The sequence below is a fragment of the Bacillus sp. WC2507 genome, assembly GCF_052656125.1.
Map to the genome: position 1 here is coordinate 4,703,203 of NZ_JBQXPN010000001.1, position 26,369 is coordinate 4,729,571.

General features: G+C 35.0%; 22 protein-coding genes and 6 pseudogenes. 7 read left to right on the forward strand and 21 right to left on the reverse strand.

Going from position 1 to position 26,369, the window contains the following annotated elements:
* Positions 1 to 638: 638 nt before the first annotated feature.
* The gene (locus tag ACUN28_RS24840; protein ID WP_116329228.1) at positions 639 to 1,484 is read right to left on the reverse strand and encodes an exosporium leader peptide-containing protein; all 846 of its coding nucleotides are present in this window, start codon (positions 1,482 to 1,484) and stop codon (positions 639 to 641) included.
* A gap of 512 nt (positions 1,485 to 1,996) precedes the next feature.
* On the opposite strand from ACUN28_RS24840, the gene ACUN28_RS24845 reads away from it, so the two are divergent.
* Positions 1,997 to 2,185 (forward strand): DUF4177 domain-containing protein, encoded by a 189-nt coding sequence (locus ACUN28_RS24845; protein WP_016089115.1) that lies wholly within the window; start codon positions 1,997 to 1,999, stop codon positions 2,183 to 2,185.
* 291 nt (positions 2,186 to 2,476) lie between these two features.
* Here the strand turns inward: ACUN28_RS24845 and ACUN28_RS24850 are convergent, their stop codons facing one another.
* Positions 2,477 to 2,806, reverse strand: a complete 330-nt coding sequence (locus ACUN28_RS24850) for a hypothetical protein (protein WP_016089116.1) — start codon at positions 2,804 to 2,806, stop codon at positions 2,477 to 2,479.
* A 139-nt stretch (positions 2,807 to 2,945) separates the two neighbouring features.
* Between ACUN28_RS24850 and ACUN28_RS24855 the strand changes: the two are divergent.
* Positions 2,946 to 3,059 (forward strand): annotated as a pseudogene (locus tag ACUN28_RS24855) (transposase); the annotation flags it as partial.
* 439 nt (positions 3,060 to 3,498) lie between these two features.
* Here the strand turns inward: ACUN28_RS24855 and ACUN28_RS24860 are convergent.
* Positions 3,499 to 3,714: pseudogene (locus ACUN28_RS24860) on the reverse strand (membrane protein); the annotation flags it as partial.
* Positions 3,715 to 3,825: 111 nt separating this feature from the next.
* Between ACUN28_RS24860 and ACUN28_RS24865 the strand changes: the two are divergent.
* The gene (locus ACUN28_RS24865; protein ID WP_016089118.1) at positions 3,826 to 4,278 is read left to right on the forward strand and encodes a MarR family winged helix-turn-helix transcriptional regulator; all 453 of its coding nucleotides are present in this window, start codon (positions 3,826 to 3,828) and stop codon (positions 4,276 to 4,278) included.
* A gap of 121 nt (positions 4,279 to 4,399) precedes the next feature.
* Positions 4,400 to 4,843: a GNAT family N-acetyltransferase gene (locus ACUN28_RS24870; RefSeq protein ID WP_016089119.1), complete on the forward strand. Its 444-nt coding sequence runs from the start codon at positions 4,400 to 4,402 to the stop codon at positions 4,841 to 4,843.
* 1,101 nt (positions 4,844 to 5,944) lie between these two features.
* On the opposite strand, the gene ACUN28_RS24875 is transcribed toward ACUN28_RS24870, so the two are convergent.
* From ACUN28_RS24875 to ACUN28_RS24915, 9 genes and pseudogenes are all read right to left on the reverse strand, one after another.
* A complete protein-coding gene (locus tag ACUN28_RS24875; protein WP_080118077.1) occupies positions 5,945 to 6,130 on the reverse strand; it encodes a hypothetical protein in 186 nt (61 codons plus the stop codon).
* Between the two features lie 60 nt (positions 6,131 to 6,190).
* Positions 6,191 to 6,281, reverse strand: a pseudogene (locus ACUN28_RS24880) (ornithine cyclodeaminase); the annotation flags it as partial.
* 123 nt (positions 6,282 to 6,404) lie between these two features.
* Positions 6,405 to 7,073, reverse strand: coding sequence for a hypothetical protein (locus ACUN28_RS24885; protein ID WP_016089122.1), 669 nt, complete (start codon positions 7,071 to 7,073; stop codon positions 6,405 to 6,407).
* 1 nt (position 7,074) lies between these two features.
* Positions 7,075 to 7,353 (reverse strand): annotated as a pseudogene (locus ACUN28_RS24890) (hypothetical protein); the annotation flags it as partial.
* Positions 7,354 to 7,416: 63 nt separating this feature from the next.
* Positions 7,417 to 8,046 carry a DUF4352 domain-containing protein gene (locus ACUN28_RS24895; RefSeq protein ID WP_016089124.1) on the reverse strand — a complete coding sequence of 210 codons (630 nt, stop codon included), beginning with the start codon at positions 8,044 to 8,046 and terminating at the stop codon, positions 7,417 to 7,419.
* 170 nt (positions 8,047 to 8,216) lie between these two features.
* Positions 8,217 to 8,423: pseudogene (locus tag ACUN28_RS24900) on the reverse strand (nucleotide excision repair endonuclease); the annotation flags it as partial.
* A gap of 236 nt (positions 8,424 to 8,659) precedes the next feature.
* On the reverse strand, positions 8,660 to 9,637 hold the full coding sequence (locus tag ACUN28_RS24905) for an ornithine cyclodeaminase family protein (protein ID WP_016089125.1): 978 nt from the start codon (positions 9,635 to 9,637) through the stop codon (positions 8,660 to 8,662).
* Positions 9,638 to 9,655: 18 nt separating this feature from the next.
* Entirely contained in the window at positions 9,656 to 10,708 is a 1,053-nt protein-coding gene (locus ACUN28_RS24910) for a proline racemase family protein (protein ID WP_098800140.1), read from the reverse strand.
* Between the two features lie 216 nt (positions 10,709 to 10,924).
* Positions 10,925 to 11,380: a VOC family protein gene (locus tag ACUN28_RS24915; protein WP_016089127.1), complete on the reverse strand. Its 456-nt coding sequence runs from the start codon at positions 11,378 to 11,380 to the stop codon at positions 10,925 to 10,927.
* A gap of 131 nt (positions 11,381 to 11,511) precedes the next feature.
* Here ACUN28_RS24915 and ACUN28_RS24920 point away from each other — a divergent pair.
* A pseudogene (locus tag ACUN28_RS24920) lies at positions 11,512 to 11,711 on the forward strand (YflJ family protein); the annotation flags it as partial.
* 126 nt (positions 11,712 to 11,837) lie between these two features.
* Here the strand turns inward: ACUN28_RS24920 and ACUN28_RS24925 are convergent.
* The 7 genes from ACUN28_RS24925 to ACUN28_RS24955 all read right to left on the reverse strand — a co-directional run bounded on the left by ACUN28_RS24925 (position 11,838) and on the right by ACUN28_RS24955 (position 17,764).
* Entirely contained in the window at positions 11,838 to 12,791 is a 954-nt protein-coding gene (locus ACUN28_RS24925; RefSeq protein ID WP_016089129.1) for a TRM11 family SAM-dependent methyltransferase, read from the reverse strand.
* Between the two features lie 148 nt (positions 12,792 to 12,939).
* Complete coding sequence (locus ACUN28_RS24930) at positions 12,940 to 14,562, reverse strand: N-acetylmuramoyl-L-alanine amidase (RefSeq protein ID WP_016089130.1); 1,623 nt, start codon at positions 14,560 to 14,562, stop codon at positions 12,940 to 12,942.
* 182 nt (positions 14,563 to 14,744) lie between these two features.
* Complete coding sequence (locus ACUN28_RS24935) at positions 14,745 to 14,939, reverse strand: hypothetical protein (protein ID WP_016089131.1); 195 nt, start codon at positions 14,937 to 14,939, stop codon at positions 14,745 to 14,747.
* Between the two features lie 69 nt (positions 14,940 to 15,008).
* Entirely contained in the window at positions 15,009 to 16,058 is a 1,050-nt protein-coding gene (locus tag ACUN28_RS24940) for a M42 family metallopeptidase (protein ID WP_016089132.1), read from the reverse strand.
* Between the two features lie 143 nt (positions 16,059 to 16,201).
* Positions 16,202 to 16,528 (reverse strand): nucleoside triphosphate pyrophosphohydrolase, encoded by a 327-nt coding sequence (locus tag ACUN28_RS24945; protein WP_016089133.1) that lies wholly within the window; start codon positions 16,526 to 16,528, stop codon positions 16,202 to 16,204.
* Between the two features lie 17 nt (positions 16,529 to 16,545).
* A complete protein-coding gene (locus tag ACUN28_RS24950) occupies positions 16,546 to 16,863 on the reverse strand; it encodes a hypothetical protein (RefSeq protein WP_016089134.1) in 318 nt (105 codons plus the stop codon).
* A 112-nt stretch (positions 16,864 to 16,975) separates the two neighbouring features.
* Positions 16,976 to 17,764, reverse strand: a complete 789-nt coding sequence (locus ACUN28_RS24955) for an enoyl-CoA hydratase (RefSeq protein WP_016089135.1) — start codon at positions 17,762 to 17,764, stop codon at positions 16,976 to 16,978.
* A gap of 309 nt (positions 17,765 to 18,073) precedes the next feature.
* Between ACUN28_RS24955 and ACUN28_RS24960 the strand changes: the two genes are divergently transcribed.
* Positions 18,074 to 19,453 (forward strand): O-antigen ligase family protein, encoded by a 1,380-nt coding sequence (locus ACUN28_RS24960; protein WP_016089136.1) that lies wholly within the window; start codon positions 18,074 to 18,076, stop codon positions 19,451 to 19,453.
* A 180-nt stretch (positions 19,454 to 19,633) separates the two neighbouring features.
* Here the strand turns inward: ACUN28_RS24960 and ACUN28_RS24965 are convergent, their stop codons facing one another.
* Both ACUN28_RS24965 and ACUN28_RS24970 read right to left on the reverse strand, forming a co-directional pair.
* Positions 19,634 to 22,279, reverse strand: coding sequence for an S-layer homology domain-containing protein (locus tag ACUN28_RS24965; RefSeq protein ID WP_016136544.1), 2,646 nt, complete (start codon positions 22,277 to 22,279; stop codon positions 19,634 to 19,636).
* Positions 22,280 to 22,822: 543 nt separating this feature from the next.
* Positions 22,823 to 24,670, reverse strand: a complete 1,848-nt coding sequence (locus ACUN28_RS24970; RefSeq protein WP_016089138.1) for an S-layer homology domain-containing protein — start codon at positions 24,668 to 24,670, stop codon at positions 22,823 to 22,825.
* Positions 24,671 to 24,934: 264 nt separating this feature from the next.
* Here ACUN28_RS24970 and ACUN28_RS24975 point away from each other — a divergent pair, with 264 nt between their 5' ends.
* Positions 24,935 to 26,368 carry a glycosyltransferase family 39 protein gene (locus tag ACUN28_RS24975; protein ID WP_016089139.1) on the forward strand — a complete coding sequence of 478 codons (1,434 nt, stop codon included), beginning with the start codon at positions 24,935 to 24,937 and terminating at the stop codon, positions 26,366 to 26,368.
* Position 26,369: the final 1 nt, after the last annotated feature.

Sequence of the window (26,369 nt, forward strand, 5' to 3'; positions counted from 1 at the left end):
CCAAAGTGTATGTTAACTAAATGAATTCATTCATATACAGTACTACAAAATACATAATTATAACATTATATAACGATATTTAATTATAATCCATTTAAGAAACTAGTAAAATTAAGGAGAAACATTGTATGGGGAAAAAGTATTGTTCTTTGGAGATTTTGGAATTGACGATACAATAGCTATCATAACATGGGAAAATAATATTCGGATGGGAGTCCAATACATATTATTAAAATTAAGATGGTTCAAGTCGCAGGAAGGCACCTTTGGGTGTCTTTTTTTACGGCAATATATTAATATTTTCTTTTTACAATTGATAAGAAATTTCACATTTTGTAACGATATCTAATGGGCTTTTGAGCAGTACGATGGACGTCAACAAGATTGTAGTTCCATTGTACTTGAAAACGCTAGATATACTATTATTTGATTTCATCATAAAAGAAAGCATTTCCAAAACAAAGAAGTGAAATTTCACCAAAAACAAGAAGAGTGCCGATTGGCTCTCTTCTTATTTTTACTTAATCTATTAATATAATATCGTTCCAGCAGTATATAAAAATGACCCTTAAGCAAACTTTCCATTTTGGTTTGAAGCAAATTCTACAAAGATTTCCTGACCTCTTGATAGAAATGAACTACGTCGCAGTAGGAGTTATATCCACAGCTGTAATTTTACAAGTTGAAATAGCAAACCTAACGGTTGTAGTTGGGTTTATAGGTAATGTACCTAGTACTATACCTAGTCCTGTTTGTTCCACGTTAAAATCTGCTGCAATAGAACCATTACTTGCTAAAAGACTTACTGTAGATCCAATAAATGCATCCAATAATTGTCTAATTGGTCGTTCACGACATTCACACTCACATCCTACATCGACAGGTGGAAGTAATGTTATAGGTGGTCCTGGCGGTAAAAAACCTACGCCTGTTACATCAGAAATATTGACCACGAAGGTTGCGGTGCCGTCTGTAACTGTAACTAAAAAATCATTCACAGACGTGATAGTAAATAAAAAGAAAAGTGGTGGCGTGTTGGGCGTGTCTGCAATTGTGCCAAGAATCACAGTCTGTCCAATAAGTTGTTGTAAAACGTTCTGCATAGGGAAAACACAGCAATCACAAAGACAGCCTTCAGTTGCTCCTGTGGGACCTGTTGAGCCGGTTGCTCCAGTTACACCTGTTTCTCCCGTTGGACCGGTTGGGCCGGTTGCTCCAGTTACACCTGTTTCTCCCGTTGGACCGGTTGGGCCGGTTGCTCCAGTTACACCTGTTTCTCCCGTTGGACCGGTTGGGCCGGTTGCTCCAGTCGGACCTGTTTCTCCTGTTGGGCCTGTCGCTCCTGTTACACCTGTTAATCCAGTAGGGCCTGTTGGACCAGTGGGTCCTGTAGGCAAAGTAAACGGCGGAATAGGTGGTAATGTAGGACCCAGTAAATTCGGATCAAACGCTGCTCCACTCAAAAACTCATTTTTTCCATTCATGTACACACCTCCTTACAATGCTTGTATTTATCATAATTATTAAATGCTAATTACTAGATAAATGATCTTCACATAAGCGGAAGCTCTCTTTTTTTATTTTCATTCGACAAAATAATATTTGGATGGGAGTCCAAATATTATTAAAATTAAAGTGGTTCAAGTCAGAGGAAGGCACCTTAGGGTGTTTTTTCTTTATGCATTAAAAAGGTATCGACAACATTCCATAGAAAAAACAAGCTAAGAGTATGCAAGATTTTATACAGTTTTTCGGCTCATTCAGTAACAAACAAGAGCCATAAAACCGCACCAGAATAGGAATGTATAAAAAGATGCATAGAATCATAGAAAAAGACAAAGGCGTATCCCTTGTGAGAGTAAGGGGACGACTTTGTCTTTTCTACCGATAATTTGATGCTTTATGTTAACCAAACGTGTATAAAGTATACAGTCAAAAAAGTACAATACATCGCTTCTTCCAAATGGTACAATTAGGAAAAAAAGGGGGAGAGAATATGTATGATTACAAATTTGTGAAAGTCGAAATTGATGGATGGAAAGGGCAACCCAAAGAAGATTATAAGCGTATTATTATCGAACATGCTGAGGATGGTTGGGAATTTGTTCAAGCCCTTACTCTAACAATCTCAGGATACACGACTTCTTTGGAGATTATCTTCAAACGAACCAAAGAACTTCTTTAAAGAACGAAAGAGGTTTGCCTTAAATAACATACAAAAAGAACTGAAATATTTTGGGATCTAATTGTTCTCGATTTAACTTATAAGACAAATAAGCTAATATTAATCAACTTCCAATAACGTTATATTATGTGAACACTAAAGTCCTCCAGTTAAACAATCTGGAGGACTTTTAATAGTTTTCTAAATACGTTGAATCCCGATAATGATGCGTTATGTTATCTGAGCATGTATAGAATATACAGTTAACTAAAAATAAAAAGTTTACATTTTTTATTGTTTCTTGCAAGTAAATTATTTAAATTCTTGTCTATATAATTTAAACGAATAAATAGCTCCAACGAAGAATACAAAGGCTTCAAATAATATAAAGATTTGACGGAAATTCTCGATATCTTTACCAACTAAAGAAATAAATATGCAATTCATTAGAATTTGAGTAGTAAACATACAAGAAATAATTTTAAAATAAATAGGATTTGTTCTTGCATCTGGTTTACCAATTTTTTTGTAAATAATAATAAGTGCAATTACTGAACCCAAAAATAGAAGTGCTGTAAGTCCTACAACGATATTAAAATTGCCTGTACTTTCTAACATCCATTTATTTAATAGATCAATCATTATTATCTTCCTTTCCTACATAAGAGAATATTTCGTTCTTCTTTTTCACTATAATAAAAAAAGAAAAAGGAAAACATCGAACTTTCTTACAAACATTCGTGTATTCTTACAGTTTTGTCATTTTGTAAATGTATTCATCGCCTTTTCTTTCACCATTTTCTTTGGAAAACATAGTGAATTACGAGAAAGAGCGCTACAAGATCAACTTCCAAGAAGTAGTGCACTAAACCTCATAATTAATGCAATTAGTATGTAGAATACTATTTATTTAAGTGAAGCAATAAAAGCTTTGAAGAAAAAAGAACATTTTGATGGTGCTACCCCATCACCATCAAGCTAAGAAAAGCAAATACCCCCAAAACGAGAAAATTGGCATCTCCAGGTGAAAATGTTCAATTTTCTCGTTTTGGGGTGTTATAAAATTTTTAAGTTGATGGGCATGGGATCACCAAAACTTTACGTTTAGACACAATTTAGACACAGATTAACCGATTCCCTGTACGTTAAGGAACCGGTTATAAGTATAGTCGTTCTTGCTGCACTAACTTGCTTCTTCATGAAATAAGAACCACAAAAACCATCCTATTTTGAATGGTTTTTATCTGTATCAGAATGTGATGTTGTACTAGAGTTTGTAAATACACGGTCTAATACTTTTTCAGTCACTGGCATAAAGTAGTTCAATATCAGCCCCCCGAAACTTCAGGTCTTTGTCTTTTTAAACATGAATTACAACCAATCAATAGGAAAGCTAGAATGATTTCCCAACTTCCTACCGTTAGCCCCACGTTTTGGGATAGTCCCACCAAAAGTGCATCAAAAGGTGAAGTTCCAAGATCTGATTGTATTGTAAAAGAAATACCAAGAGTTAATATTAAAATTCCTACTACATAAAAAACATATTGCACTTTACCCACCCTCTTTATCATTTGTTGCAAATACAACGAAAATACGTTACGTTTAATAGATAGAATTTTCATTGTATTTGCAACAAAAAATATCTATTAAGGGAGTTAATTATGAAAGAAATTCTTCGTGAAATTGGAATGATTGCAAGGGCTTTGGATTCGATAAGTAATATTGAATTTAAAGAATTTGACCTTACAAAAGGGCAATATTTGTACCTTGTCCGAATATGTGAAAATCCAGGAATCATTCAAGAAAAGGTAGCTGAGATGATAAAAGTTGACCGAACAACAGCAGCTCGTGCTATAAAAAAACTAGAAATAAATGGATTTATTAATAAGAAAGATGATGAACATAACCAAAAAATTAAAAAGCTTTTTCCAACAGTGAAAGGCAAAAATGTTTATCCTTTTATAAAAAGAGAAAATGATCATTCCAATAAGGTTGCATTAGAGGGATTTTCTGAACTGGAAGTAGAGATTATTTTTAATCTTCTTCAAAAACTGAGAAAAAATGTAGAAGTTGATTGGGAATTTGTTAAAAAGGGAAACAAAAGAAATTATTGATTATATAAAAGGGAGCTAAAACACTTCATCATTATTTTTGTTGCAAACGCAATAAAGTTAGGTTAGATTTAATACATGTATTTTTATCGCAAATGCAACAAAAAACAAGAGGTGAAATTTAATGAGTTGGAAATTAAAAAAATTTGACGAGTTAACAAATACTGAGCTATACAATCTTTTAAAAGAACGAACCTCCGTTTTTGTGGTTGAACAAAATTGCCCTTATCTAGAAGTTGATGGTAATGATTCTTTTTCTTATCATCTTTTTAAAGAAGACAATGGAGAAATCATTGCCTATTTAAGGATTGTTCCTGCAGGTGTTACCTATCAAGAGATATCTATTGGAAGAGTCTTTGTAAAGAAAGAATACAGGGGCCAAAGAATTGCAGAGAAACTTATAAAAAAAGGGCTAGATTTTATTCAAAACGAATTAAAAGAAACAACTGTTAAAATTCAAGCCCAAGATTATTTAAAAAAATTCTACAGTTCCTTTGGTTTTCAAGCTATATCGGAAACATATTTAGAAGATAATATTCCTCACGTCGATATGCTTTTACAAAGGTAAAACAACTCTTCATTATCGGCAGTGGGATTCCCCTTGGAAATAATAAAATCTTCAATTCTTTCACTTCATTAATGTGAAGCAGAGTATTTTATATCTAAAATCTAATGACTAGAAATAAGTAACTAAAGATGAGGATATTCCATCTAATATGTACTCAAGTAATGTTTGGGAAAGATGTTGGCAGGATGCATTAGGTATTAGTAAATCATATTTTAATCAAATAAAATCGTATCTTAAGAAAGGGGATTACTGGGGAGCATTGGGAATGCTTTCATTGCTTGGGCTACCATATAAGCCTGCGATGTTATTTGCTTTTGCAGTAACTTGCGGGCCAGCTCCAGCTTATATTGCACCTAACCCTCATGAATAATAAGCCTGATATCTTATAAGTAAATGAACTAAAATTAGAATCTTTTATCTTTTTAAACAAGTATTTCTGTTAAATATGAAAATATTAAGTATATTCTGTTGAAAAAAAGTAGATTTGAAGTAAGTTAAACTTTCATATGATATGCTTATTCTATACTAACTAATTTTCAGGTGAGGAGTTGATCGGTTATTACTAGTATAGAGAATATATATAATGTTTCTGTATTCTTAATGCTTTTATCTACTTTTTGTTTTTATCTGTATTTACGAAAAATAAAAAGAGAAAGAAAGCTCACTGGTTTCGAATTTACAATGTATATCATAACACAAGTTAGTTACATTCTTTGGGGAATCTATATTATATATATAAATTTCGCATAATTTCCAAGTCATTACTATATTACGTGGACTCTTATTTCATTTACAGGATAAAGAGCCATATAATGTGCAAAAGCTTTCTTATTAAAATCTATACTTTTTTTCATATTAATTAAACCACCCCGCTACTGTTCCAATCGGTAAAAGTTTCATAGCTATTTATTCTCCTTTTTTTTAAATTTATCCATAATATTATGAGCAACTATATTCCATAGTAAAGAAAGTACGGTGACAAAAAGTACAGCTAAAGAAAAATAAATCCTATCCTTCCATGTATCATGTATACTCATGCCCAGTATAATCATTATTAACGCACCAACATATATAACTATTTTTGAAAATTTTCGCATTCTATTATCTCGCTTCCTTCTCAAACTTAAATGAAAATCCCCCGCCATAACCGTTAGGTGAGGTTGCGGAAAAACCTGATTCTTCACCTGCATGGAATCTATAACCATACCCGCCTATTATAATCTCACCTTTCATACATAATGAGCAAAATATATATTGGTTAATTTCACCAAATGTATTATATTTCATTATTCCGAACTTTTAAATATTTTATCTTTCTATTGAATATTAGAATATGAATATTCAATTCTAATCATTAAATATTCTACTTTTTCTTGCTTTACAAGATTTTATGCAAAAAAGACCACCAAAAGGCAGTCTCAAAACTCAATCCTATTCCCCATCCTTCCTTTATCTAAATGTAATTCTATATTCATGATGTTGCTTCTCCCTTTTCTTTTCCGTAGTCTTTACTGACTATAGGAGAACCGCGATTATATACTGAATATTCAATACAGACTCTTTAAAAGGTTTCATGTGTTCTACCTCCACCTTCTATATGCTTCCTTAAATAATAATACCTATGAAGTTCCATAATGAAATGAAACAACATAAACGAAAGCATGGAGTATACACACATTAATACAATTGCTACCATCTTTTGTGTTGCAAAACCAAGACTGATATTAGCAATGAGTTGACCCAATCCTACAAAAGCCAATACTCCGAAGCCAGAATTTTTTTTCGATGACTTTGATTTTTTGATTGGTCCCTGAAGTTTTTTAATATGGTTTTTATAATAATGATTCAAAGCAAAAATATACAAACCAACTGAAAAAATAAAATAGATTGGAGTTTGTAATCCTAACATTCCATATGCAAACTTTTGGGTTATAACTAATAATCCTACTGAACATACGATGCCAAATACCCCACGAAATAGAGTGTATTGTAATTGCCGTTTCCGAGGATTTATAACAATCCATATTGTCCATACATTTAAAAAAACAACTGGTGGAACTATTATGTACATATATATCGGTTGAAAAGGATTCGCAAAAGCAGGCAAAAGCACAAATATATCTGCTATCCCAATGACAAGAGTAATTATAGTCGATCTTATATCATTTACAGCATAAAGAGCCATATAATATTCAAAAACTTTTTTATTAAAATCTGTATTTTTTTTCATGTTAATTAAACCACCCTGCTACTGTTGACCAAGTTTTTTTCGCACCCGTTTTCACCATATCCTTAATACTATCATCTTCACCATCACCATCTAAATCAACATCCCATTTTACACCTTCTGTTAAGTATGTTAATCCTACTGAAATACCGAATCCTGCTGCTGCAACTACCAAAGCTGGTGCAGCAGGAAAAGCGGCAACGGTCAGAACCGCAGCCCCTACAGTTGTTGCTCCTCCTACTACAACATTACCAATAATATCTCCTGCAATTTTATCACTCAGAACGAAATTTTGTGTTAACTTGTAAAAAAACAAGAGGAGCCATCTCCTCTTAATAAATAAACACTATTTAATTTGTTCCTTATACTCATGGTTAACGAGTACATACCATTTTCCTGTATCAAATTTTTCTTTATTAATCACGTAAACTTTATTTTCTCTCTTTACATCCCCTGGTTTTAATTCCTTAGTAATAGTAGAGGTCTCGCCTTTTTCAACCCCATAACTACTAGCTGCCCACACATCACTTTGGTAAGCATTATTATTTTCATCCACTAAATCCACTGATGGTAAAACGGCTAATTTCATCGCTTCGTTTGTGATGTTTTTCCCTTCTACTTCTACCACAATAAAGACATGTCCATTTTCAGGTTCTTGGAATCCGATGCTTTCTTTACCAACCTTATCTCTTTCTACAACTCTTTTTACAGTTACATCAAATTTAGGTGTATGAAAATCCTTGTTTACAGCATACTCTTTTTCTTTTACTTTTGATTGCTCTTTTGTTTGTTCTGTATTTTTCTGCTTTGCATTCTCTTTCGTTTTCGCCTCATCAGTTGTTTGCACTTTTTTTTCTTCTTGTTTAGAATTGGTTTCTTTAGATTCTGAAGAAGTTTTGTCGGATGTATTGCCGCAACCAGATAAATTGAATACTAAAGCGCCACCTAAAATACATGTAGTAAATTTTTTCAACATCTCTTTTTATCCCCCAATAACACGATATATAAATTCCTTACTTATCATAGCAAAAAATACAATCTTAAATTGTTGCATCTTGTCGAATGATTGAGAATAATCAATCGTTTTTATTGCATATAAAAAAACATGATCTTGATGTAGTACCAAGATCATGTTTTACGTTGATGTTATTTATAAAATACTTTATCCATATTATACTTCGCTTGAAATTCGTTAATCATATATGTTTCGTAAATTTCTCTTTCCATCGGATCTTCTACAATACATACATCAATACGATACACTTCATCACGATGATTTTTAATACGTTGTCTTACTTTACGTGCTTTCCCAACAAAAAGAAGTTCGTCATTCAAATTATAGTTAAAAAATAAGGAGAATTATATGATAGGAGTTGCAAATATAAACAGTCGCTGACCATTAGTCTACAACCAACCCCCACACTCCCCAAAAATATATCAACGATTATCCAATTATATCGACCGTAACTTCGAATATATCGACGTTTCGACACAACATATCGACTTACCGACAAATCCCGCAAAAGTTAGCGCCAAAACCACCAACCAATCCCACAACCGTATCAAACACCCCACCAAAAGGCAGTCCCTCAAAACTCAATCCTATTCCCCACTCCGCGCTCCACAGCTTTCTCATACAAATACTTCGCAACGATAATGTCTACTACTGCCAAACCAACTGATTTGAAAATAGTAATCTCTTCGTCGTTTTCGCGGCCGGCTTTTTCTCCGCTTATGATTTGGCCGAGTTCGGCGTGGATGTCGCTTGCTTTGAATAAACCTTCTCGCACTGGAACTTGAAGATCCCCTGTTTCTTCTAGTGCTGCTTCTTTTGATTCGACTACTACTTTGTTTGCGCCCACGATGGCGCGAGATGGTAATTCTTGCATGCTTGGCCTGAATGAGCCGACGGCGTTTACGTGGACGCCTTTTTGTAGTTTTTCTGAGAAGACTGGTGTGGATGCATTCGTAGTTGTGACGATGATGTCTGCTTCGCTTATTGCTTCATTTGCATTTGTTTTAACATAAGCCGGTTTACCAAACTTCTCTTGTATATATTGCGCAAATGCATATGCTTTTTCTTCTGTTCGATTGTATAAAATGACCTTTTCAATATCTCTCACCGCAAATACAGCTTCAGCGATTCCTTTCGCCTGTTCACCAGTGCCGATAATACATAAAGTTTTGGCGTTATGACGAGCTAAATGTTTTGTCGCTACTCCTGATAGGGCGCCTGTTCGAATCATCGTTAAGTAGGATCCTTCTAAAAGTGCGAGCGGTTCTCCCGTTTGAAAGTCAGATAGCATAACAATCCCGTTTATCGTTTTCTTTCCTATCTTTTTGTTCTCAGGGACTACTGTTACTACTTTTAAACCGATTGCCTCAAGTCCTTCCGCTACTGAAGGCATAATCAATGCCGTATTTTGCTCGTTCGCAAATGGTAAGGAACCTCGTATTGGCGTGATTGTTCTTTCTGCGGAAAATTCTTTTAAAGCAAGCGCCGCGTATGCAATGACTTCGTTCATATTTACTAAGTTTCTTTGTTCGTTCGCACTTATGACTAACATATTTATTCACCCCTCTTCTTATCCTAACAAAAATCCCCGATTCAAATCATCTCTCGGGTCTACAACGAACTGATGAAATCCTGTAATAAATGCATACCCCGTTACTTTCGGAACGACAGCTTCATATGTATCTACCGCTGTTACCGACAATACTTCTCCCTCAAATTTCCCGTCAGTAATGCATTCATGGACGAAAATTTCTCCCTTTTGTAAAACATCTTTTTCAAAAAGGGTTGCGATTCTTGCGGAAGTTCCTGTGCCACAAGGAGAACGGTCCACTTGCCCGTCAGCAAAGATCGTTACATTTCGTAAAGTTGCATCTTCTTCTTTCGGTTCATCTGAGAAAATAACGCCGTATATTCCTTTTAGCCCTTCTTCAAGTGGATGCTTTACTTCCATTTTGCTCTCAATGTAGTGCTTAATTTTACCGCACCACGTTTGAATAGCAGCTAAGTCTTTAAAATCGACCTTCAAACCAAATTCTTTACTATCCACAACAGCGTAGAATGCTCCGCCAAACGCGATATCTACTTGAAATTCATAGTTATCTATTTTAATAGGAACGTCTTTTTTGTATACAAATGAAGGGACATTCTCAAATGATACGGACTCTACTTCGCTACCGTTATATTTTGCGTACGCAATCACTTCCCCAGCAGGGCTATCAATGATGAACTTTTGCTTCTCACCTGTCACTTCAAACATACCAGTTTCAATTCCGACTGTAATAACAGCAATAATGCCATGACCACACATCGTACTCCAACCTTCATTGTGCATAAATAACACACCAAAATCAGCGTGAGCACTTGCTGGCGGTGTAATAATACAACCGTACATACCGTGATGTCCCCTCGGCTCATACATAAGAATTTCGCGAAGATGATCCAAATGTTCCATGCAGTATGCGCGTCTTTCCAGCTGCGTTTCTCCTTTTATGTCTGGCACGCCGCCCGTAATAATTCGAAGCGGTTCCCCAGCTACGTGCGCATCAATTGTCGTGTATATTTTACTAACCTTCATTTCTATCTCTCCCCTATATGTTGATACTATTTCCTTTGCAAATATCATGCCAACGCATAGGGTATAGATTTGTATACATTGTTTAAAAAAGCATACACTACTGTCTACTTTTTTATACAGTAGACAGTCGGTGAGTATTAACCCCTAGTCCCGTACTCACCAAATCCAAAACAAAAAACCCCGAAAACTCAGGGTGTGATGCCGCATAGGCGAGGTTATAGTTCCTTTTAAAATAGATTTGCGGGATTTGTGCCAAAATCAAATTCAATTCGGCAATTTTTCCCACTCACTTAAATACATGACATCTTGTTTTACGTTTTTCTTTTCAGGAAGTAAACATAGAAATTCTAAAGAATTACCGTCAGGATCATAAAAATAAAGATTTGCAGTAGGTGTCCAAGTCTGGACCATAGGCTCGGAAGGTTCAAGACCAAAAGCGGCCCTTGGGTTTATTCCTTTATTAAGAAGCCATTCTCTTGCATGAATGATTTCTTCATAGTTAACCTTGAATGCAAAGTGACTTGTATGGAATGCGTCTTCTGATACCTCCCAAATACCCAGCATTTGTTCCTTTTTATTATCTTTATCAAACCAAAAGAATGCTACACGGCGTTCTTCAATTGTAAGAGCATGAAATAATCCAAGTTTAGTATAAAACTCCTTTGCCACTTCTAAATTTTTTGTTTTAACATGTGTTTCATATAAAGTACCTGGAAACAAAGCATATTCCCCCTTTATATTTTTAGAAATTCTTACTATAAAACCTATTTTTATAAACTAAAAATAGAAGTAATATCATATTCTTCTTACATGTTTTTCAAATTTGTAGCACTAATGCTGAATAAAATAGAAAATTCTCTCCCCCCGCCACATATACTGTTCAAAAGCAAAAGGAAGTGATCCAATGTACTATGGAACAAAAGGCTGGTACGTAGCTGAACTAAAAAAATTAGGCGTGCGCTATCATGAAGGACGAAAATTAGAAAGTTACCGCGGACACGTCTTACGTAATTTACTAACTGCAGAACAGGAGAAGACAAAAAAAGAGTAATCTGTTATCGAGTGCTTCTCGGCATTTATCAGCGATTCAACAATTCCCGCCAAATCACTCCTCCATTCCACCAACCAATCCCACATTCATACAAAGCAAAAAAGTCACCCAAACGGGTGACCTTTCTTATTCACAAACAAGAATTTGTCTAGTAAATGATCCTTTTCTTGTAACACAGCGATCGGTAATTTCGAATCCTGCTTCATGGATCATGTCGTCCATTGTTTCCATCGTGACAACGACTACCTTTTTAGCGATGCGGCGCGCACTTGAAAGAATGGAGAACTGGTCTTCTGGTGTGGCATGCGTAAATAAGTCATACGGCATATCGATAATGGCAACGTCGTAGTTCTCCGTAATTTCTTCGATTGGACCTTTTGTTACTGTTCCTTCAAACCCGAAATGTGCGATGTTTTTTCTCGTTCCAAGAACTACAAGTGGATTAATATCTCTACCAACGATGTTAATCCCCATAGAAAGTGCTTCTACTACTACTGTTCCAATACCGCAGCACGGGTCAATTGCTCGTACTCCATCTGGATTTGGTACAGCAATATTTGCAACTGATCTCGCAACACGTGTGCTAAGAGATGTCGAATAGCTATGCGGTTTTTTTATGTGATGATACCAAACTGGCTCACTTTCTACATAGTGTCCGAAGTACCAGCGTCCTCCAAGAGGAACAATCCCGAATACACGCTCTGGATTACGAACATCCGCTTCTCCTTCAATATGCATACCGAGGTCGCGTTCAATGAGACGTCTTTCCCCATATTCAATTTTATTTTCTTTCCCAAGGTCATTGATTTTAACGAAGATAACTTTAAATGACGCCCCCGCCAAATCAATTTGTTCCACTTGTTTTAGAATACTGTCTAAGTCGTCTCCTTCATACATAACCTCAACGCGCTCTTTCATAAACGCACTTCTACTCGGTTCAATTTTGACATCACTTTTCAAAATATTAACGTGAGACTCCATTCCAAAGAACGAGCGCATTTCCAAATAACATAAAGCACGCTCCTCCTCGCGAAACGCATACGTATATATACATGCAGGTGTTTTACTATGATTACTCAATCTATTATCATCCTTTATCGTTTAAAATTATTATGATTACAATTATTCGAATATCTTTTCACGTAAAATTAAATGATATCACATGCCAGAAATAAAGAGAAACGTTAATAAATAAAAGAGACTGCCATTGGCAATCTCTTTTTATTTATTAACGGAAAGAAGATACGCTATTACCCTTTGCTTCGTAATAATCTAAAATACCTTGATAAATCGCTTCTGCTGCACGTTGTTTCTGTTCTGGTGTAGCGAGTTTATTTGCATCATTCTTATTATCTACAAATGCTAATTCTGTTAGTACAGCTGGCATTGTATTATATTTCACTACGTACCAAATATCCTTTTTCACACCACGGTCATATGTCCCAAGTGCTGCTACAAGGCGTTTTTGAATTTTGTCTGCTAATAAGCGACTGTCTTCCGTATGTGGATTCGTTGATCTTGTCGGTGCTGCTGCATAATAGAAAGTTTCTGTACCGTGTCCATTTTTTTCATCCGAACCGTTACCGTGAATACTTACGAAAATATCACCCTTATTTTCATTAGCAAATTCTACTCTTTTTCTTAAAGAATCACTAGAATCTACTCCTGGGCGTGTATCGTTCGTACGTGTTAACTTAACAGTAAATGGTGTCTTTTTCTCAAATATTTTTTGTAATCGTAAAGATGTGTCTAATACGATTTGACTTTCTTTCTCATAATAACCAACATTACCCGAGTCAATTCCACCGTGACCTGGATCAATAATAATCGCTTTACCTTCTAGGAAGTTCTCTTGCTTCACTGGGTTTAATTGATTTTTATCAACCCATTGGAAGCCACTATTTGTACGGATACGAATCCAACTATCTTTTTCTTCAATAACTACTACTTTTTGCGCTTCACGTTTCGCTAGCACTTTAGAAGAATGTGACGCTTCTGCATATGTTGTAAATCCTTCATTAATAACTTCTGTTTTTTCTTTTAAAGGTGTCCATTTCTCACCTTTGCTCGTTACAATTTTAATCCATCCATCTCGCTCTTCTTTTACTACAACTTTTTGTGGCTCATGTTGCATGTCAGTGATTCCTGATGATAAAGATGGTTGGTGATATGTAATGAACTTACGATCTATATACATTTCCTTCGTTGTTTCTTCTGGTTTGCTAGTATTATCATTATTTTTCTTTAGCTTGTCCGCTTTATACGTCATTTGCGCTGCTTGCTCACGTGGTATAGACAGATCCGGGCTCCAAATTGTCTTCCCAGTACCAGCAGAAATCTCTAACGCTACTAAAATATTTGCTGCTTCTTTACCGAAATGACCTTCTAAATCAGTAAATGGATTCGTGATTGGGGCTGGTACTAAACCTTTTAATTTATAAGCCTTAACAAGCATAGAAGCCATTTCAGCACGCGTTACTTTTCCGTCAGGATCAAATACGCCTGCTCCTCGGCCTGCAATGATATTTTCTTTTTCAATTGCTGCAATATACTGAGTTGCCCAATGATTTTTTGAATCATGAAAAGATGGTTTCCCAGCTGGATCCACTTTTAATCCAATTGCTTTCGCTATAATTGTCGCTGCTTCCGCACGTGTTAAAAGACCTTTTGGAGCAAACGTATCACTTGTCATACCGCTAATGACATCTCGCTCTACTAAATAGTAAATTGCGTCTTTTGCAAATGAGTCGTCTCGAACATCTGAAAACTTCTTCGTTTCTGCTAAACTACTAACTGGATAAGCTAGTAAACTTGCTGCTAACATACCAGCAGCTATTGCCTTGTACTTCATAAAAATTAAATCTCCTCTCGAAATCTCACGTTATACAATTCTCTTAATCAAACTAATATTAAAAATATTAACTGGTAAATAACTCCTATAATAGTTTATAACATTCTATCACTGTAGTAAATACGTTTCCCGCTCATATTATTAAAGATGAACATATAAGAAACAATAAATATAAATAAAATTCAAAAAAGAGATTCGTTATTCATTAAACGAATCGCCCTTTCTATACTACTTAAAGTTTTCTTCGACATATGTCTTACCTTAATATTCTCTACCTTATTTACTTCCTTTTCCCCTGAACTTTCTTTAGCACTTTCTGTAGAACATCCACTTAACGCTAAACTTACTACGATACCACCCATCAATAGTTTCTTCATATTTATCCCCCAAATAAAAAGCTGATTAAAAATAATATTTTTAATCAGCCCTCTCTATTTTCTATAAAATTATTCTTCAATTAAATGAGACATTACATATGCATATACTAACGCTTCTGTATGTGCAATCGAACTTTCATGTGTACGCTCAAATGCATGAGAAGAATCGATACCCGCTCCAATTAATGCATGTTTCACATCAAATCCAGCGTGAATCGCAGCTGATGCATCCGATCCATAGTACGGATAAATATCTACTTTATATTCAATATGATTCGTTTTCGCAAGCTCTACTAAATGTTTACGCAGTGCATAATGATACGGACCGCTAGAGTCTTTTGCACAAATAGATACTGTATATTCGTCAGATGCTTGTCCATCACCTAACGCCCCCATATCAACTGCTAAATATTCAACCGTTTCTTCTGGAATGTTAGAGTTACCACCGTATCCAATCTCTTCATTATTAGAAATTAAAAAATGAGTTGTATATGGTAATGTTACGTTTTCGTCTTGTAATCTTTTAATTAATTTTAATAGAATCGCAACACTTACTTTGTCATCTAAATGACGTGATTTTATGTATCCACTGTCTGTAATTTGAACGCGCGGATCGAATGAAACGAAGTCTCCTACTTCAATTCCTAATTCACGTACTTCATCAGCTGAAAAGACACGCTCATCAATACGAACCTCAATATTTTTCTCATCACGTTTCGCTTCACCTGCATCTTTATATACATGCACAGATGTTTGATGCATTAAAATCGTTCCTGTATACGTCTTACCGCTTGATGTTTCAATTTCGCAATATTCTCCTTCTACAGAGTTCCAGCGAAATCCACCAATCATAGAAAGACTCAGACGACCGTCAGACTTAATTTCTTTCACCATCGCCCCTAACGTATCAACGTGTGCCGTTAATAAACGGTGCTGTGCATCATTTTTCCCTTTTACCGTTAAAATGAGAGCGCCTTTATTGTTACGCTTCGTTTCTACGTTCCACTCACTTACATAGTTTTCAATAAAACGAATGATTTTCTCTGTATTTCCAGACGGACTCGGAATAGAGACAAGCTCCTTAATAAGTTCCATCGTTTCTTTCGTATGATGTGCCATTGTCGTTTCCTCCTCATTTTCTCTATTATTTAGTATACCGAATTTACTATAAATCCTCTACTAATATAGTTTAATTTTCTAAATTATATTAAAATTCACTAAAAAACATAGCGTTATTCATGAACACTATGTTTTCTATCAAACTATTCTTCTGAAACATCTAATAAATAAATGCCTCTTTCAAACCCACCGCGCTCTATTTCTTTTCGCTTACGAAGGCGTTCTACATCTTCAATTGTTGCACCTTCTGCACGCGCTAATGAGATGATCACTTCCAGTGCATCCGCAAGAGAATCTAGCGCATGTTCACGCTCTTTCATAGAAGCAAATTCACGAATTTCTTCTGTTCCAATTTTCGCTAAAGCTTGTATGTATGCTTGTCCTGTTAAATTTTGTGCTGTATATGTTTTTCCAGACATTAAAATCTTCTCTGGAACACGATCTCTTACTAACTTGTTATATGCTGACATCATTTATCCTCCTATGTTTAATAACATCCGAGCTCTGCTGTATAGAAAAACCACTTCTTCGTCACACACGCACTAAGCATATCAATTCCTGATCCATGTGCTCTTACATGCGGAAAGAAATAGTGCTCTGATTCTTCTTCCTTACCATATAAAGTTTGGTACTCAGCTGGAATTGCTTCTTTTTTCACATCTTTTTCTTTCTTCACCCCGCTAGAAAACGCAACGCTTGGATGTCCTTCAAAAAACAAAGCAGTTCGCACCGCCATAGATGGTGTACTATGCAAAGCATAATATGCTATTACAATCATGCCGATAACACCGATAATTTTCTTCATATATTACTCCTTAAAAAAAGTGCTAACACAATTATACTAAAATGTGTTAGCACTTTCTCCCCTTTACCCTAAATTAGCCGGCAGTAAAACTACCACTAATTAAAATTTCATTTTATTCTCCTTTAAATGCTGGCAAACGCTTTTCTAAAAATGCAGCAATACCTTCTTTATGGTCCGCTGTTTGTCTCATCGCATATTGCCCGCGTTTTTCAAGCTGCAGCGTTTGTTCTAAATTAGAGCGATTTACTTCACATAAAATTTGCTTCGTTTGAATCATTGCTTTAATCGGCTTTTGTGACCATTCACTAATTTTTTGCTTCACAGCCGTTTGGAAATCCTCGCTGATTACTTCATCAATTAAACCGATATCAAGCGCTTCTGTTGCTGATAATTTCTTTCCTTCCCAAATAATCTGCTTCGTCATGTTTTCACCGACGCGCTTTTGAAGGAAGAAATGGCCGCCACCATCTGGAATTAAAGCGATTCCAATAAAGTTCATCGCAATAATTGATGAAATATCCGCCATTACATAGTCAGCTGTTAATGCAATACTTAATCCAAGACCAGCAGTTGGTCCATGAATAGCACTAATCACAAGCTTTGGCATCGTATATAAAGTCACGACAACTTCAGAAATGGTATTCATAATACCATCAAACTTGCTTTCATCATTACTTGAAAGCATCGATTTAATATCTCCGCCCGCAGAAAAACCACGGCCGTTCCCGCATAACACAACAATATGTGCAGAACTCTCCGCTACTTCTTTCAGTTTTTGTAATAGCTCTTTTAACGTTGGCTCATCTAATGCATTTAACACCTCTGGGCGATTGACCATAACCGTTGCAACGCGCCCTTCATATTTCACAACGACAGATTCTGTTTTACTTGTTACTTCCATTATATATACCCCTCTTTTCTACATAAAGATTATACTTATATAATTATAGAAAGAAGGTGAAAAACCCTTCTTTTTTCTTAATTTTCTGTCTAATAATCTCGTAATTTGTATATGACCTTGTATAAAACATACAATTCCGTTGAAAAATATAGAAATTAAAGTCGGTTTATCCATACTTTTCATCTATTTACCATTACAATGAAATGGTGTATTCTTAAGTTTGATATAAAAAATTAAATATAGAAATTCTTTTTCCTTCCTATTAATATAGAGGTTTTGAAATAAAGGAATGAAGAAATGGAGGAACATATGGTTACTAAGTTAAAACAGACGGCTAATTCCTTCCCGCATTTCCTACTGCTATTCATTGTGTTTCAACCAATTTTAGATTTATTAACATCTTTTTCAATCTATGTATTACACATGAGTGCAACAGTCGGAATCGTAGTCCGTTTCGCCTTTATGCTTCTTGCATTAGGTTATCTACTTCTTCATCATAAACAACACGGTGCGAAAAAGTATATTCTCTACTTATGTCTCTTTGGCATCGTACTCGCAATCGGCCTTGTGAATAATTTAATGGTCAAATCTCCAGTTTCATTTGGAGAAGAAGTGAAATTTATTTTGAAAAGTATATATCCAATTGTACTACTGTTTGGATATATTATCGCACTAAAAGAATTAAAAAATAACGAATATGCGTTTCATAAAATCATTACGTACTTCTTATATGCAACGTTAATTTTAAGTATTTCAATCATCGCAGCTATGGCAACTGGTACAGATTTCCCAAGCTATCCAAACTCAAAGATTGGTTCAAGAGGATGGTCCTTTGCTGGAAATGATTTAAGTTCCATTTTCGCCATTATGTTCCCAATCGTTGTCTTATACTCGGTTCATAAAACAACTTCTTTCTCAAAAGCGTATTACTGGATTCCAACTGTACTTGCGATGTATGCAAGCATTATGATTGGAACAAAAGTAGGCTATGGTGCCATCGTTATTACACTTGGTATCGCCCTTTTCTTCCTATTCATTGAATATATGATTCATCGTAAAAAAGAAGGAAAAGGATTCACATATCTTGTAAATACAATTGTTGCTGCTGTCGTATTAGGAGGGTTACTCGTACTTACACCGCAAACTCCTATCGCAAAAAACATGACCATCCATTTACAAATATATGAATACAAAAAATCAGTACAAGAAGAAAAAGACCGAAAAGAAGGAAAAGTAGTTACAGATGAAGAACATAAGCAAGGCGAACTAACAGACTCTGAAATGAAAAGTTTAATTTACAGTGATCGCGACAAGTTTTTAAAAGTATATAAACAATACTATAAAGAAGCACCACTGTCTCAAAAACTATTTGGAATGGGCTACGCTGGTAACTATACAACAAAAATGAAGTTAGTCGAAATGGATTTCTACGACCTATTCTTCGCATTTGGTATTGTCGGATTCCTTATGTACTTACTACCGCTTCTTTATTTCGGTATAAAAATATTCATTCGCATCATCACAAACTTCAAGAAGCTATTTAGCGTAAAACATATGCTACTAGCTAGCACACTCGTCCTATCGCTCGGAATCGGCTTTATGTCCGGCCACGTATTAACAGCACCAGCCGTAAGTATATTCTTTACTGTCATACTTGCTTATATGGTTGTTGATTTGGAAATTGAATAACATTGAAATGGCATGCCCCTATTTTAAGGGCATGCCATTTTTTATACTTGCTATGTTTACTTCTTACAACAATCAAACAGCATAAGCCTCCTGCTCGCAAATAACTGAATCATATAGAAAAACCCTTTCAGGAATTTTCCTGAAAGGGTTTTTCGTCAATAACAGATATACTATCTATTATTATTTTTGAACAATAGCAGTTGATGCAGTTACGTTACCAAGTGATAATTGGTTACCTGCAGCATCTGCAATTTTAATGCCGTCTGCATTAGCAGAACCTTTTGCTACTACACTAATTGTTGCAGCTTGAGCAACGTTTAGATCTTTTGCAGTTGTTAAGTAAACAACGTTAGCTTCATCTTTGCCGCCATGTTTAATACCAGCAACTGGAGCATTGTTACCATTTACAACAACTTTTAAGTCGTTGATAAATTGAGCGTCGTCTGCAGCGAACTCTTTAATGTTTTCATCAAATGTAACTTTGATTGTGTTTGAAACGTCAGCTTCATTCGTAGCTTTCACATAAACAGCGCTTGCTAATTTTGGAGCTGTGTTATCGCCGAATTTAATTAGATCTTCCACTGGAGCTTTTGTTTGAGCGTTAGCTACTACTTTGCTTCCAGATGCAGTTAATACGTTTGTGCTAATTGTGAACTTAGCAGATTGATCTTTTGAGAAATAATTTTTTGGTAGAGAAACCTTAACAGTCTTTTTGTTACCAACGAACTCTGCAGTTGTACCTGTTGGTAATGCTTTACCGTCAATTTTGTAATTCTCTACATCTTTCGCGTTACCGCTCATGTCTTGTGTATAGTTGATAGTGATTACATCACCAGCAATTGTAATAATTTCTTTGCCCATCTCTACAACAGGTGTTACGATGCCTGTTTTACCAACATTTGTAATGAACGCAACGTTGCTGTTTGTATTTACAGAGTAAGAAGCTACGTTGTTATCTTTTGCAAACTTAATAGCACCAGCTTTTAATTCTACTGAGTAAGGCTCATCTTTTGCTTCTGAAGCAAGTTTAATATTTAATACATCGCCAACAGCTGTGATTTCAGATGTTACAACTACGCCTTCTTTGTCACGTACTACGATTTGTTCTGGTTTATTCAAATCAATTTTACCATTGAATTTAACTAGTAAGTTATTGCCTTCAATTTTGTTTAAGCTATCAGTAGATACTTTTGGTGTAGCAGTATCAGCAGCTAAAGAAACGCTCATATCAACTGGTTTACCAAGTAAGTTTGCTCCATCTTTGAAGTTCTTAAGGTTAACACTTAAGTCAACGTTCTTTTCACTACCTGCATATAATGGGTTACGCTCTCCATCTTTATCTTCTTTAACAGAAACGATGTATGAAGTTGGATCTTGTGGATCAACTGTAAATTGTACTGCACCTTTTTCACCTTGAGCACCATATGCTGCTGTTGGGAACGTGTAGTTACCTTTTTTCACAGTTACTTCAGGGTTTTGGCTTAATGGCTCTGAGAATGTAACTTTGAAAGTACGGCTATTAATAGCTTTTAATTCTTTCACTTCTGGTGCTGTTGTATCAGAAGATACAGTGTATTTTGTTGTTAAGATTGATGCTTTATTAGCATTTACGCGTAATGTATCTTCAGCATCATATACAACTACTTCATGATCGCCTTTTGCGAAGATTCCTTTATCAGCAATTGCAGCAGTTGTTAAAGTGTATACACCTGGTGTTTTACTTGCAACTTTGTCACCTGCAATTTTAACGCCATCAATTTTAACGTCAGCATTTTCTTTTACTGGTTTGTTGAATGTTAATTCAACTTTGTCACCAATAACGCGTGCACCTAATAATTCTGGAGCTGTTGAGTCAGAGAATGTTTTTTCTGAATCAAGATATTTTTCTACAGGTTTTAAGTCAGCACCTAATACGCCTGTAGTTGAGTGTACTGCATATTTGTCAGAGTTAGCAAATGCTTTGCCAGCTACTAATTTGAAAGTTACGCTCTTACCATCTTTTGAAAGAACACCTTTCTCATTAACATCACCTTCAAAATCAGCAGATGTTAAATCTTTACCATTTTGTTTGAAAATGTAGTTACCTTCTTTAATCGCAGTTTTTTCATTTACTGGGCTTGTGAATGTAACTTTAATTTCTTGCGCGTTGATTGCACTTACAGATTCAACTTTAGCATCTGTTTTTACTTTCGGGCTGTATGTCATTGCATTGTAGATGAACTGAGCAGCTTGCTCACGAGTTACAACGCCGTTTGGATTGTATTTGCCTTCACCTTCACCAGATACGATACCTAGGCTTGCAAGAGTCTCGATTGAAGATTTTGCAGTTGCCCAAGATAAACCGTCGATGTCACTGAAAGTTTGTTTGTTTTCTTCATCAGCTTTGAAACCGTATGCGTTAACAAGAAGCTGTGCCATTTGTGCACGAGTTAATTTCTCGTCTGGACCGAATTTATTTTCGCCTAAACCAGCCATGATTTTGTTAGCTTCAGCAGTTGCGATGAATTTAGCATAAATGCTGCTTTCTGGTACATCTGTGAATGGAGTTTTTGTTGATCCAGTTTCAAGACCTTTTGCTTTTACCATGAAAGTAGCTACTTGAGCACGAGTTACATCGTCACCAAATCCGAATATGCCATTACCAGTACCTACGATAATACCTTTTGCAGCCATAGCGTTGATCGCTTTTGCAGACCAATGTTCTTTAGGAACATCTTTAAACGCGCCCTCTTCTGCAGATGCAGCAACTGGAGCTACTACTCCCGCTACCATTGCTGCTGTCATTGTACCAGCCATTAATTTGTTAAAAGACTTATTTTTTGCCATTGATTTATTTTCCTCCTTGAGAAATATAATACTAGCTTTAGAAATATGTATTTGAAAAACTAGTGATTTACTAAATTCATATATTAATCTACAAACACTTTTTGGAGAATAGTAATTTATTAGCCATAATAAATACTATCTTTTTCCAAAAAGTTAAACCATGTATATAATACGTCATAATTCTTTTTTTTAAAAGATTTTTTTATCGCATAATTCGACAAATTTAAAATGTTTGTCGAATTATATATTTATCAACTTTTCTAATATGTAAACGTATATACATCGCTTGTATTTAATATACAAATAGCATTATAGCACATAATATAAATGAAATGACAATTTATACTTTTTAAAATTATCGACACTCTTCGACAAAAATACGCTTTATTTTTGTTATTTTGTCGAATTATTTGTTATTATTTTCTATAAAGTGGTATTATTTTCATATAAATGTTATTAAATAGCATTTAGGTCATTTATTCCTTTTTTCGACAAACAAAAAGACTGATCCTCTAGGTGATCAGTCTTTTTGTTTTTTCTTTATTATTGTTTTACGTACTCTACATTTTCTTTTGCAATATACGCTTCATTTACAGCAGGGTCATCAGAAATGATTTTAACCCATGCTTGTCCATTTATCGTTTCTTCGCCTGTAATCGTAACAACTTTATTTGCCGCTAAATTATACAGTCGTTCATTCGACGTACGAGGATCTTTTTTCGCTTCCACCTTATTCGTTACACGAGCAAGTTTGTATTTGTTGTACTCTTTTTTACCTAAGTACGAATCAAAACGGAACATATGCCCTGCTACTTTTTTACCCCAGTTTGCATCAGATGCATATTTCATATTTAAACCGCCAGCTTTATCACCTGTATATGTTGCCGTATAGCGCCAATGTCCTGGATTTAAATATCCTTCACTCATATATACTTTTGCAGCATGTTCAATACAATCTTCTTTTGAATTAAATGATAGACCGTTACCAAATGGACTATTATCTGTTGCATTTAAGCCAAATAAATTATTTTTTTCTCGTGCAAGCCTACTTGTCCCAAAATCACTCTCATGAGCTGCTAATGAATATAGGAATAATGCATTTACATTATACTTGCTTTCTACTTCTTTAAATTTCGCACCTAAACCGATTAATGGAGAATCTGCTTTAACTGATTTTATATAACTATCTAATTGTTCTGCCGTGTACTCTGTTTTAGAACGTAATGATACGTAATTAAAATATTGATAGAACGTTTCATTTCCGAATGTTTTTCCATCTACACTATACATTGATTGCCCTTGTTTCATGAACGAAGGGGCTGCACCAAATCTATATTCTGTATATCCAGGTGAGCTTGTATTATACGTGAAATATCTGTGATATAAATATCCATCTGGTTTTACGTAATAAGATGACTTCTTCATTTCATTTTCAGGAATTAAAGTGACTTCATTTTTTTGCACATAACCTGTTAAATCAGAGAGTTGTACTTTCACACGATCTTCTCCAACTTCTAACACTTTAAGTTCCGTTCCATACTGAATGTACGTATATACTGTTTTTAAATTATCACCGTAAACATTAATTGTATCTCCAGAAATTTGCTTCGCCGCTGCAAAGCCATCTTTAATCCATACGTATTCATTTTCATACTTCACTGCATTCATGCCTTTATTTTGTGCAGCTGTAACAGCTTCTTTATATGTAGTGTAACGCTCTACTACTTTTCCTGCATCATTTAACAACACATAATTCTTTGTTTCTATTGGAGTTTCCCCACCGTTGTTACCAATTTTACCAAGCATTAAGTTCAGCATCGCCGAAGCCATGCCTCTTGTCGCTGATAAGTGTGGTCTAAACGTATTATCTTCTGGATAGCCTTTAATAATACCCGTTGCTACCATAACTTGTACATGTTCTTTATAGTTAATACGATTCGTATCAGCAAATGTAAGCGGGCTTACAGTTACGTTAACCTTTTTATAATCTAGTGCCTGCTTTACCATTACGGCCATTTCTTCACGTGTAATCACATCATTTGGTGCAAAAGTCTCAGGACTACGCCCTTTAATAATTCCCGCTCCGAACGCTCTACTTACACCGTCATATAATCCGTATGTTTTTGGCACATCATTAAAATTCGAATCTGCTTGTGGAAGTTGCAGGGCTTTCGCTACTAATGTAGCAAACTCTGCTCTCGTTATCTCTTTGTCAGGTGAATACACATTATTTCCATATCCTGACATGATCCCTTTATTAATAAGAGTACGCATATGCTGCTCAAATAGATGACCTGTAATATCATCACTCGCCGCATAACTTGAAATAGGAGTTAAAAACAATGACCCCGTTAACGCAACTGCTGTAATACCTTTTGAAAATTTCTTCACGGTTATGTAATCCTCCTCGTAATCTACGAATTTATCATTCCAACATCGATTATATACTAATTATATAAACATGATAAACAAAAATTAACATACAGTCTTTTTAAAATGAATATTTTATTATATTAAAATATTTATATACCCTATTGATTGCCCTATGCTCCCCATTCCTTTTACAACCGTAAAATCCTTTATGATATAATGACGTAGTTATTTCTGTTTATATAGAAATAACTACAAAGATATTACATACGACGGAGGATCATTATGCCTAGATTATATGCATTTGCATTTAAATCACTGCAAATATTAACATTGTTATTTTTTGCAATGACTCTTATATACTCATTGCAATTTTTAATAACTGAACCGAAGTACGATCATCCCTATTTCCTTATAGTGGCACTTATAGTCGTTCTAATCGGTATTATATTCATGTCTATCATCGTGAATCGGTTTTTCACTCAAACACAATTTATCATCTTTATTTGTCTACTAGCGTTCACACTTCGTCTTGCATGGGTGTTAACAGTTCAAACAAATGTCGTACAAGATTTCGAACAAATGTATAACGGAGCCGTTGATGCAGCAAATAACAATTTCTCATTCGCGGACAAAGCATATTTTACTACTTGGGTATATCAATTAGGCTTTACAATGTACCAAGCTGGTGTCATCAAATTGTTTGGTGAAGGTGTACTAGCGATTAAACTATTAAACATACTGTACTGTACTGGCATTACATACTTTATATATCGCATAGCTACGCATCTATTTAATGAATTTAGCGGTAGAGTTGCCGCACTTATTTTCGCAACGTACATTCCTAACATTATGATGACTTCTGTACTAACAAATCAGCATCTCGCAACATTTCTATTCTACGGTGGTTTTTATCTTCTCGTAAAAAAAGGAATCTCGCATTCATATGCATGGATATTTGTTAGTATTCTTATTGCATTTGGCGATATTATGAGACCGATTGGTATTGTTATTTTACTAGCTCTCATTCTTTTCTTACTTATCACTCATATAATTGGTGATAAGAAACTGAATAAAAAAATGGTTATATCAAAGCTAATTGGCATGATTGGCATTTATTATATCGTGCATTTCATCTTTAGCTATACATTAATCGCTACAGGGGTTACACAATATCCATTGTCTAGTCGAGACCCTTATTGGAAATTTGTAGTCGGATTCAATCCTGAAACAACAGGTGGATTTTCTTTCCCTGACCATAAACTTGTTTTTCAATATCCGATTGGCGAGGAACGTTTCGAAATTGAAAAACAGCTCATTAAAGAAAGAACTGCCGATAAAGGACAACTATTATTGTTATTCAAAGATAAATTTAAAATTATGTGGGGAGATTATGACGCAGCCATTTATTGGGGATTAGAAGGACATCCAAGACCCGAATTATCAAGATTACTGTGGACGTTAGAAAAATTATGTTATGTAAGCATTTGTATATTCGCTTGCATAGCTTCTATCAAAACGATAAAAGAACAACGAAATAAAACGTTACTGTTCTTCTCATTATTAATTTTAGGGTACGTAGGCGTGCACTTCTTCATTGAAATTCAATCGCGCTATCGCTACTTTATCATCCCGACGTTTATGATCATACAAGGTTACGGTGTCTATCTCATTACACAATATATAAAAGAAAGATTCCAACGTAAAGAAATACACTAAC

Coding starts and splice junctions, on each gene's coding strand:
- ACUN28_RS24840 (WP_116329228.1), bottom strand. CDS start 1,484: ATGAATGGAAAAAATGAGTTTTTGAGTGGAGCAGCGTTTGATCCGAAT.
- ACUN28_RS24845 (WP_016089115.1), top strand. CDS start 1,997: ATGTATGATTACAAATTTGTGAAAGTCGAAATTGATGGATGGAAAGGG.
- ACUN28_RS24850 (WP_016089116.1), bottom strand. CDS start 2,806: ATGATTGATCTATTAAATAAATGGATGTTAGAAAGTACAGGCAATTTT.
- ACUN28_RS24865 (WP_016089118.1), top strand. CDS start 3,826: ATGAAAGAAATTCTTCGTGAAATTGGAATGATTGCAAGGGCTTTGGAT.
- ACUN28_RS24870 (WP_016089119.1), top strand. CDS start 4,400: ATGAGTTGGAAATTAAAAAAATTTGACGAGTTAACAAATACTGAGCTA.
- ACUN28_RS24875 (WP_080118077.1), bottom strand. CDS start 6,130: ATGAAATATAATACATTTGGTGAAATTAACCAATATATATTTTGCTCA.
- ACUN28_RS24885 (WP_016089122.1), bottom strand. CDS start 7,073: ATGAAAAAAAATACAGATTTTAATAAAAAAGTTTTTGAATATTATATG.
- ACUN28_RS24895 (WP_016089124.1), bottom strand. CDS start 8,046: ATGTTGAAAAAATTTACTACATGTATTTTAGGTGGCGCTTTAGTATTC.
- ACUN28_RS24905 (WP_016089125.1), bottom strand. CDS start 9,637: ATGTTAGTCATAAGTGCGAACGAACAAAGAAACTTAGTAAATATGAAC.
- ACUN28_RS24910 (WP_098800140.1), bottom strand. CDS start 10,708: ATGATATTTGCAAAGGAAATAGTATCAACATATAGGGGAGAGATAGAA.
- ACUN28_RS24930 (WP_016089130.1), bottom strand. CDS start 14,562: ATGAAGTACAAGGCAATAGCTGCTGGTATGTTAGCAGCAAGTTTACTA.
- ACUN28_RS24935 (WP_016089131.1), bottom strand. CDS start 14,939: ATGAAGAAACTATTGATGGGTGGTATCGTAGTAAGTTTAGCGTTAAGT.
- ACUN28_RS24940 (WP_016089132.1), bottom strand. CDS start 16,058: ATGGCACATCATACGAAAGAAACGATGGAACTTATTAAGGAGCTTGTC.
- ACUN28_RS24945 (WP_016089133.1), bottom strand. CDS start 16,528: ATGTCAGCATATAACAAGTTAGTAAGAGATCGTGTTCCAGAGAAGATT.
- ACUN28_RS24950 (WP_016089134.1), bottom strand. CDS start 16,863: ATGAAGAAAATTATCGGTGTTATCGGCATGATTGTAATAGCATATTAT.
- ACUN28_RS24955 (WP_016089135.1), bottom strand. CDS start 17,764: ATGGAAGTAACAAGTAAAACAGAATCTGTCGTTGTGAAATATGAAGGG.
- ACUN28_RS24960 (WP_016089136.1), top strand. CDS start 18,074: ATGGTTACTAAGTTAAAACAGACGGCTAATTCCTTCCCGCATTTCCTA.
- ACUN28_RS24965 (WP_016136544.1), bottom strand. CDS start 22,279: ATGGCAAAAAATAAGTCTTTTAACAAATTAATGGCTGGTACAATGACA.
- ACUN28_RS24975 (WP_016089139.1), top strand. CDS start 24,935: ATGCCTAGATTATATGCATTTGCATTTAAATCACTGCAAATATTAACA.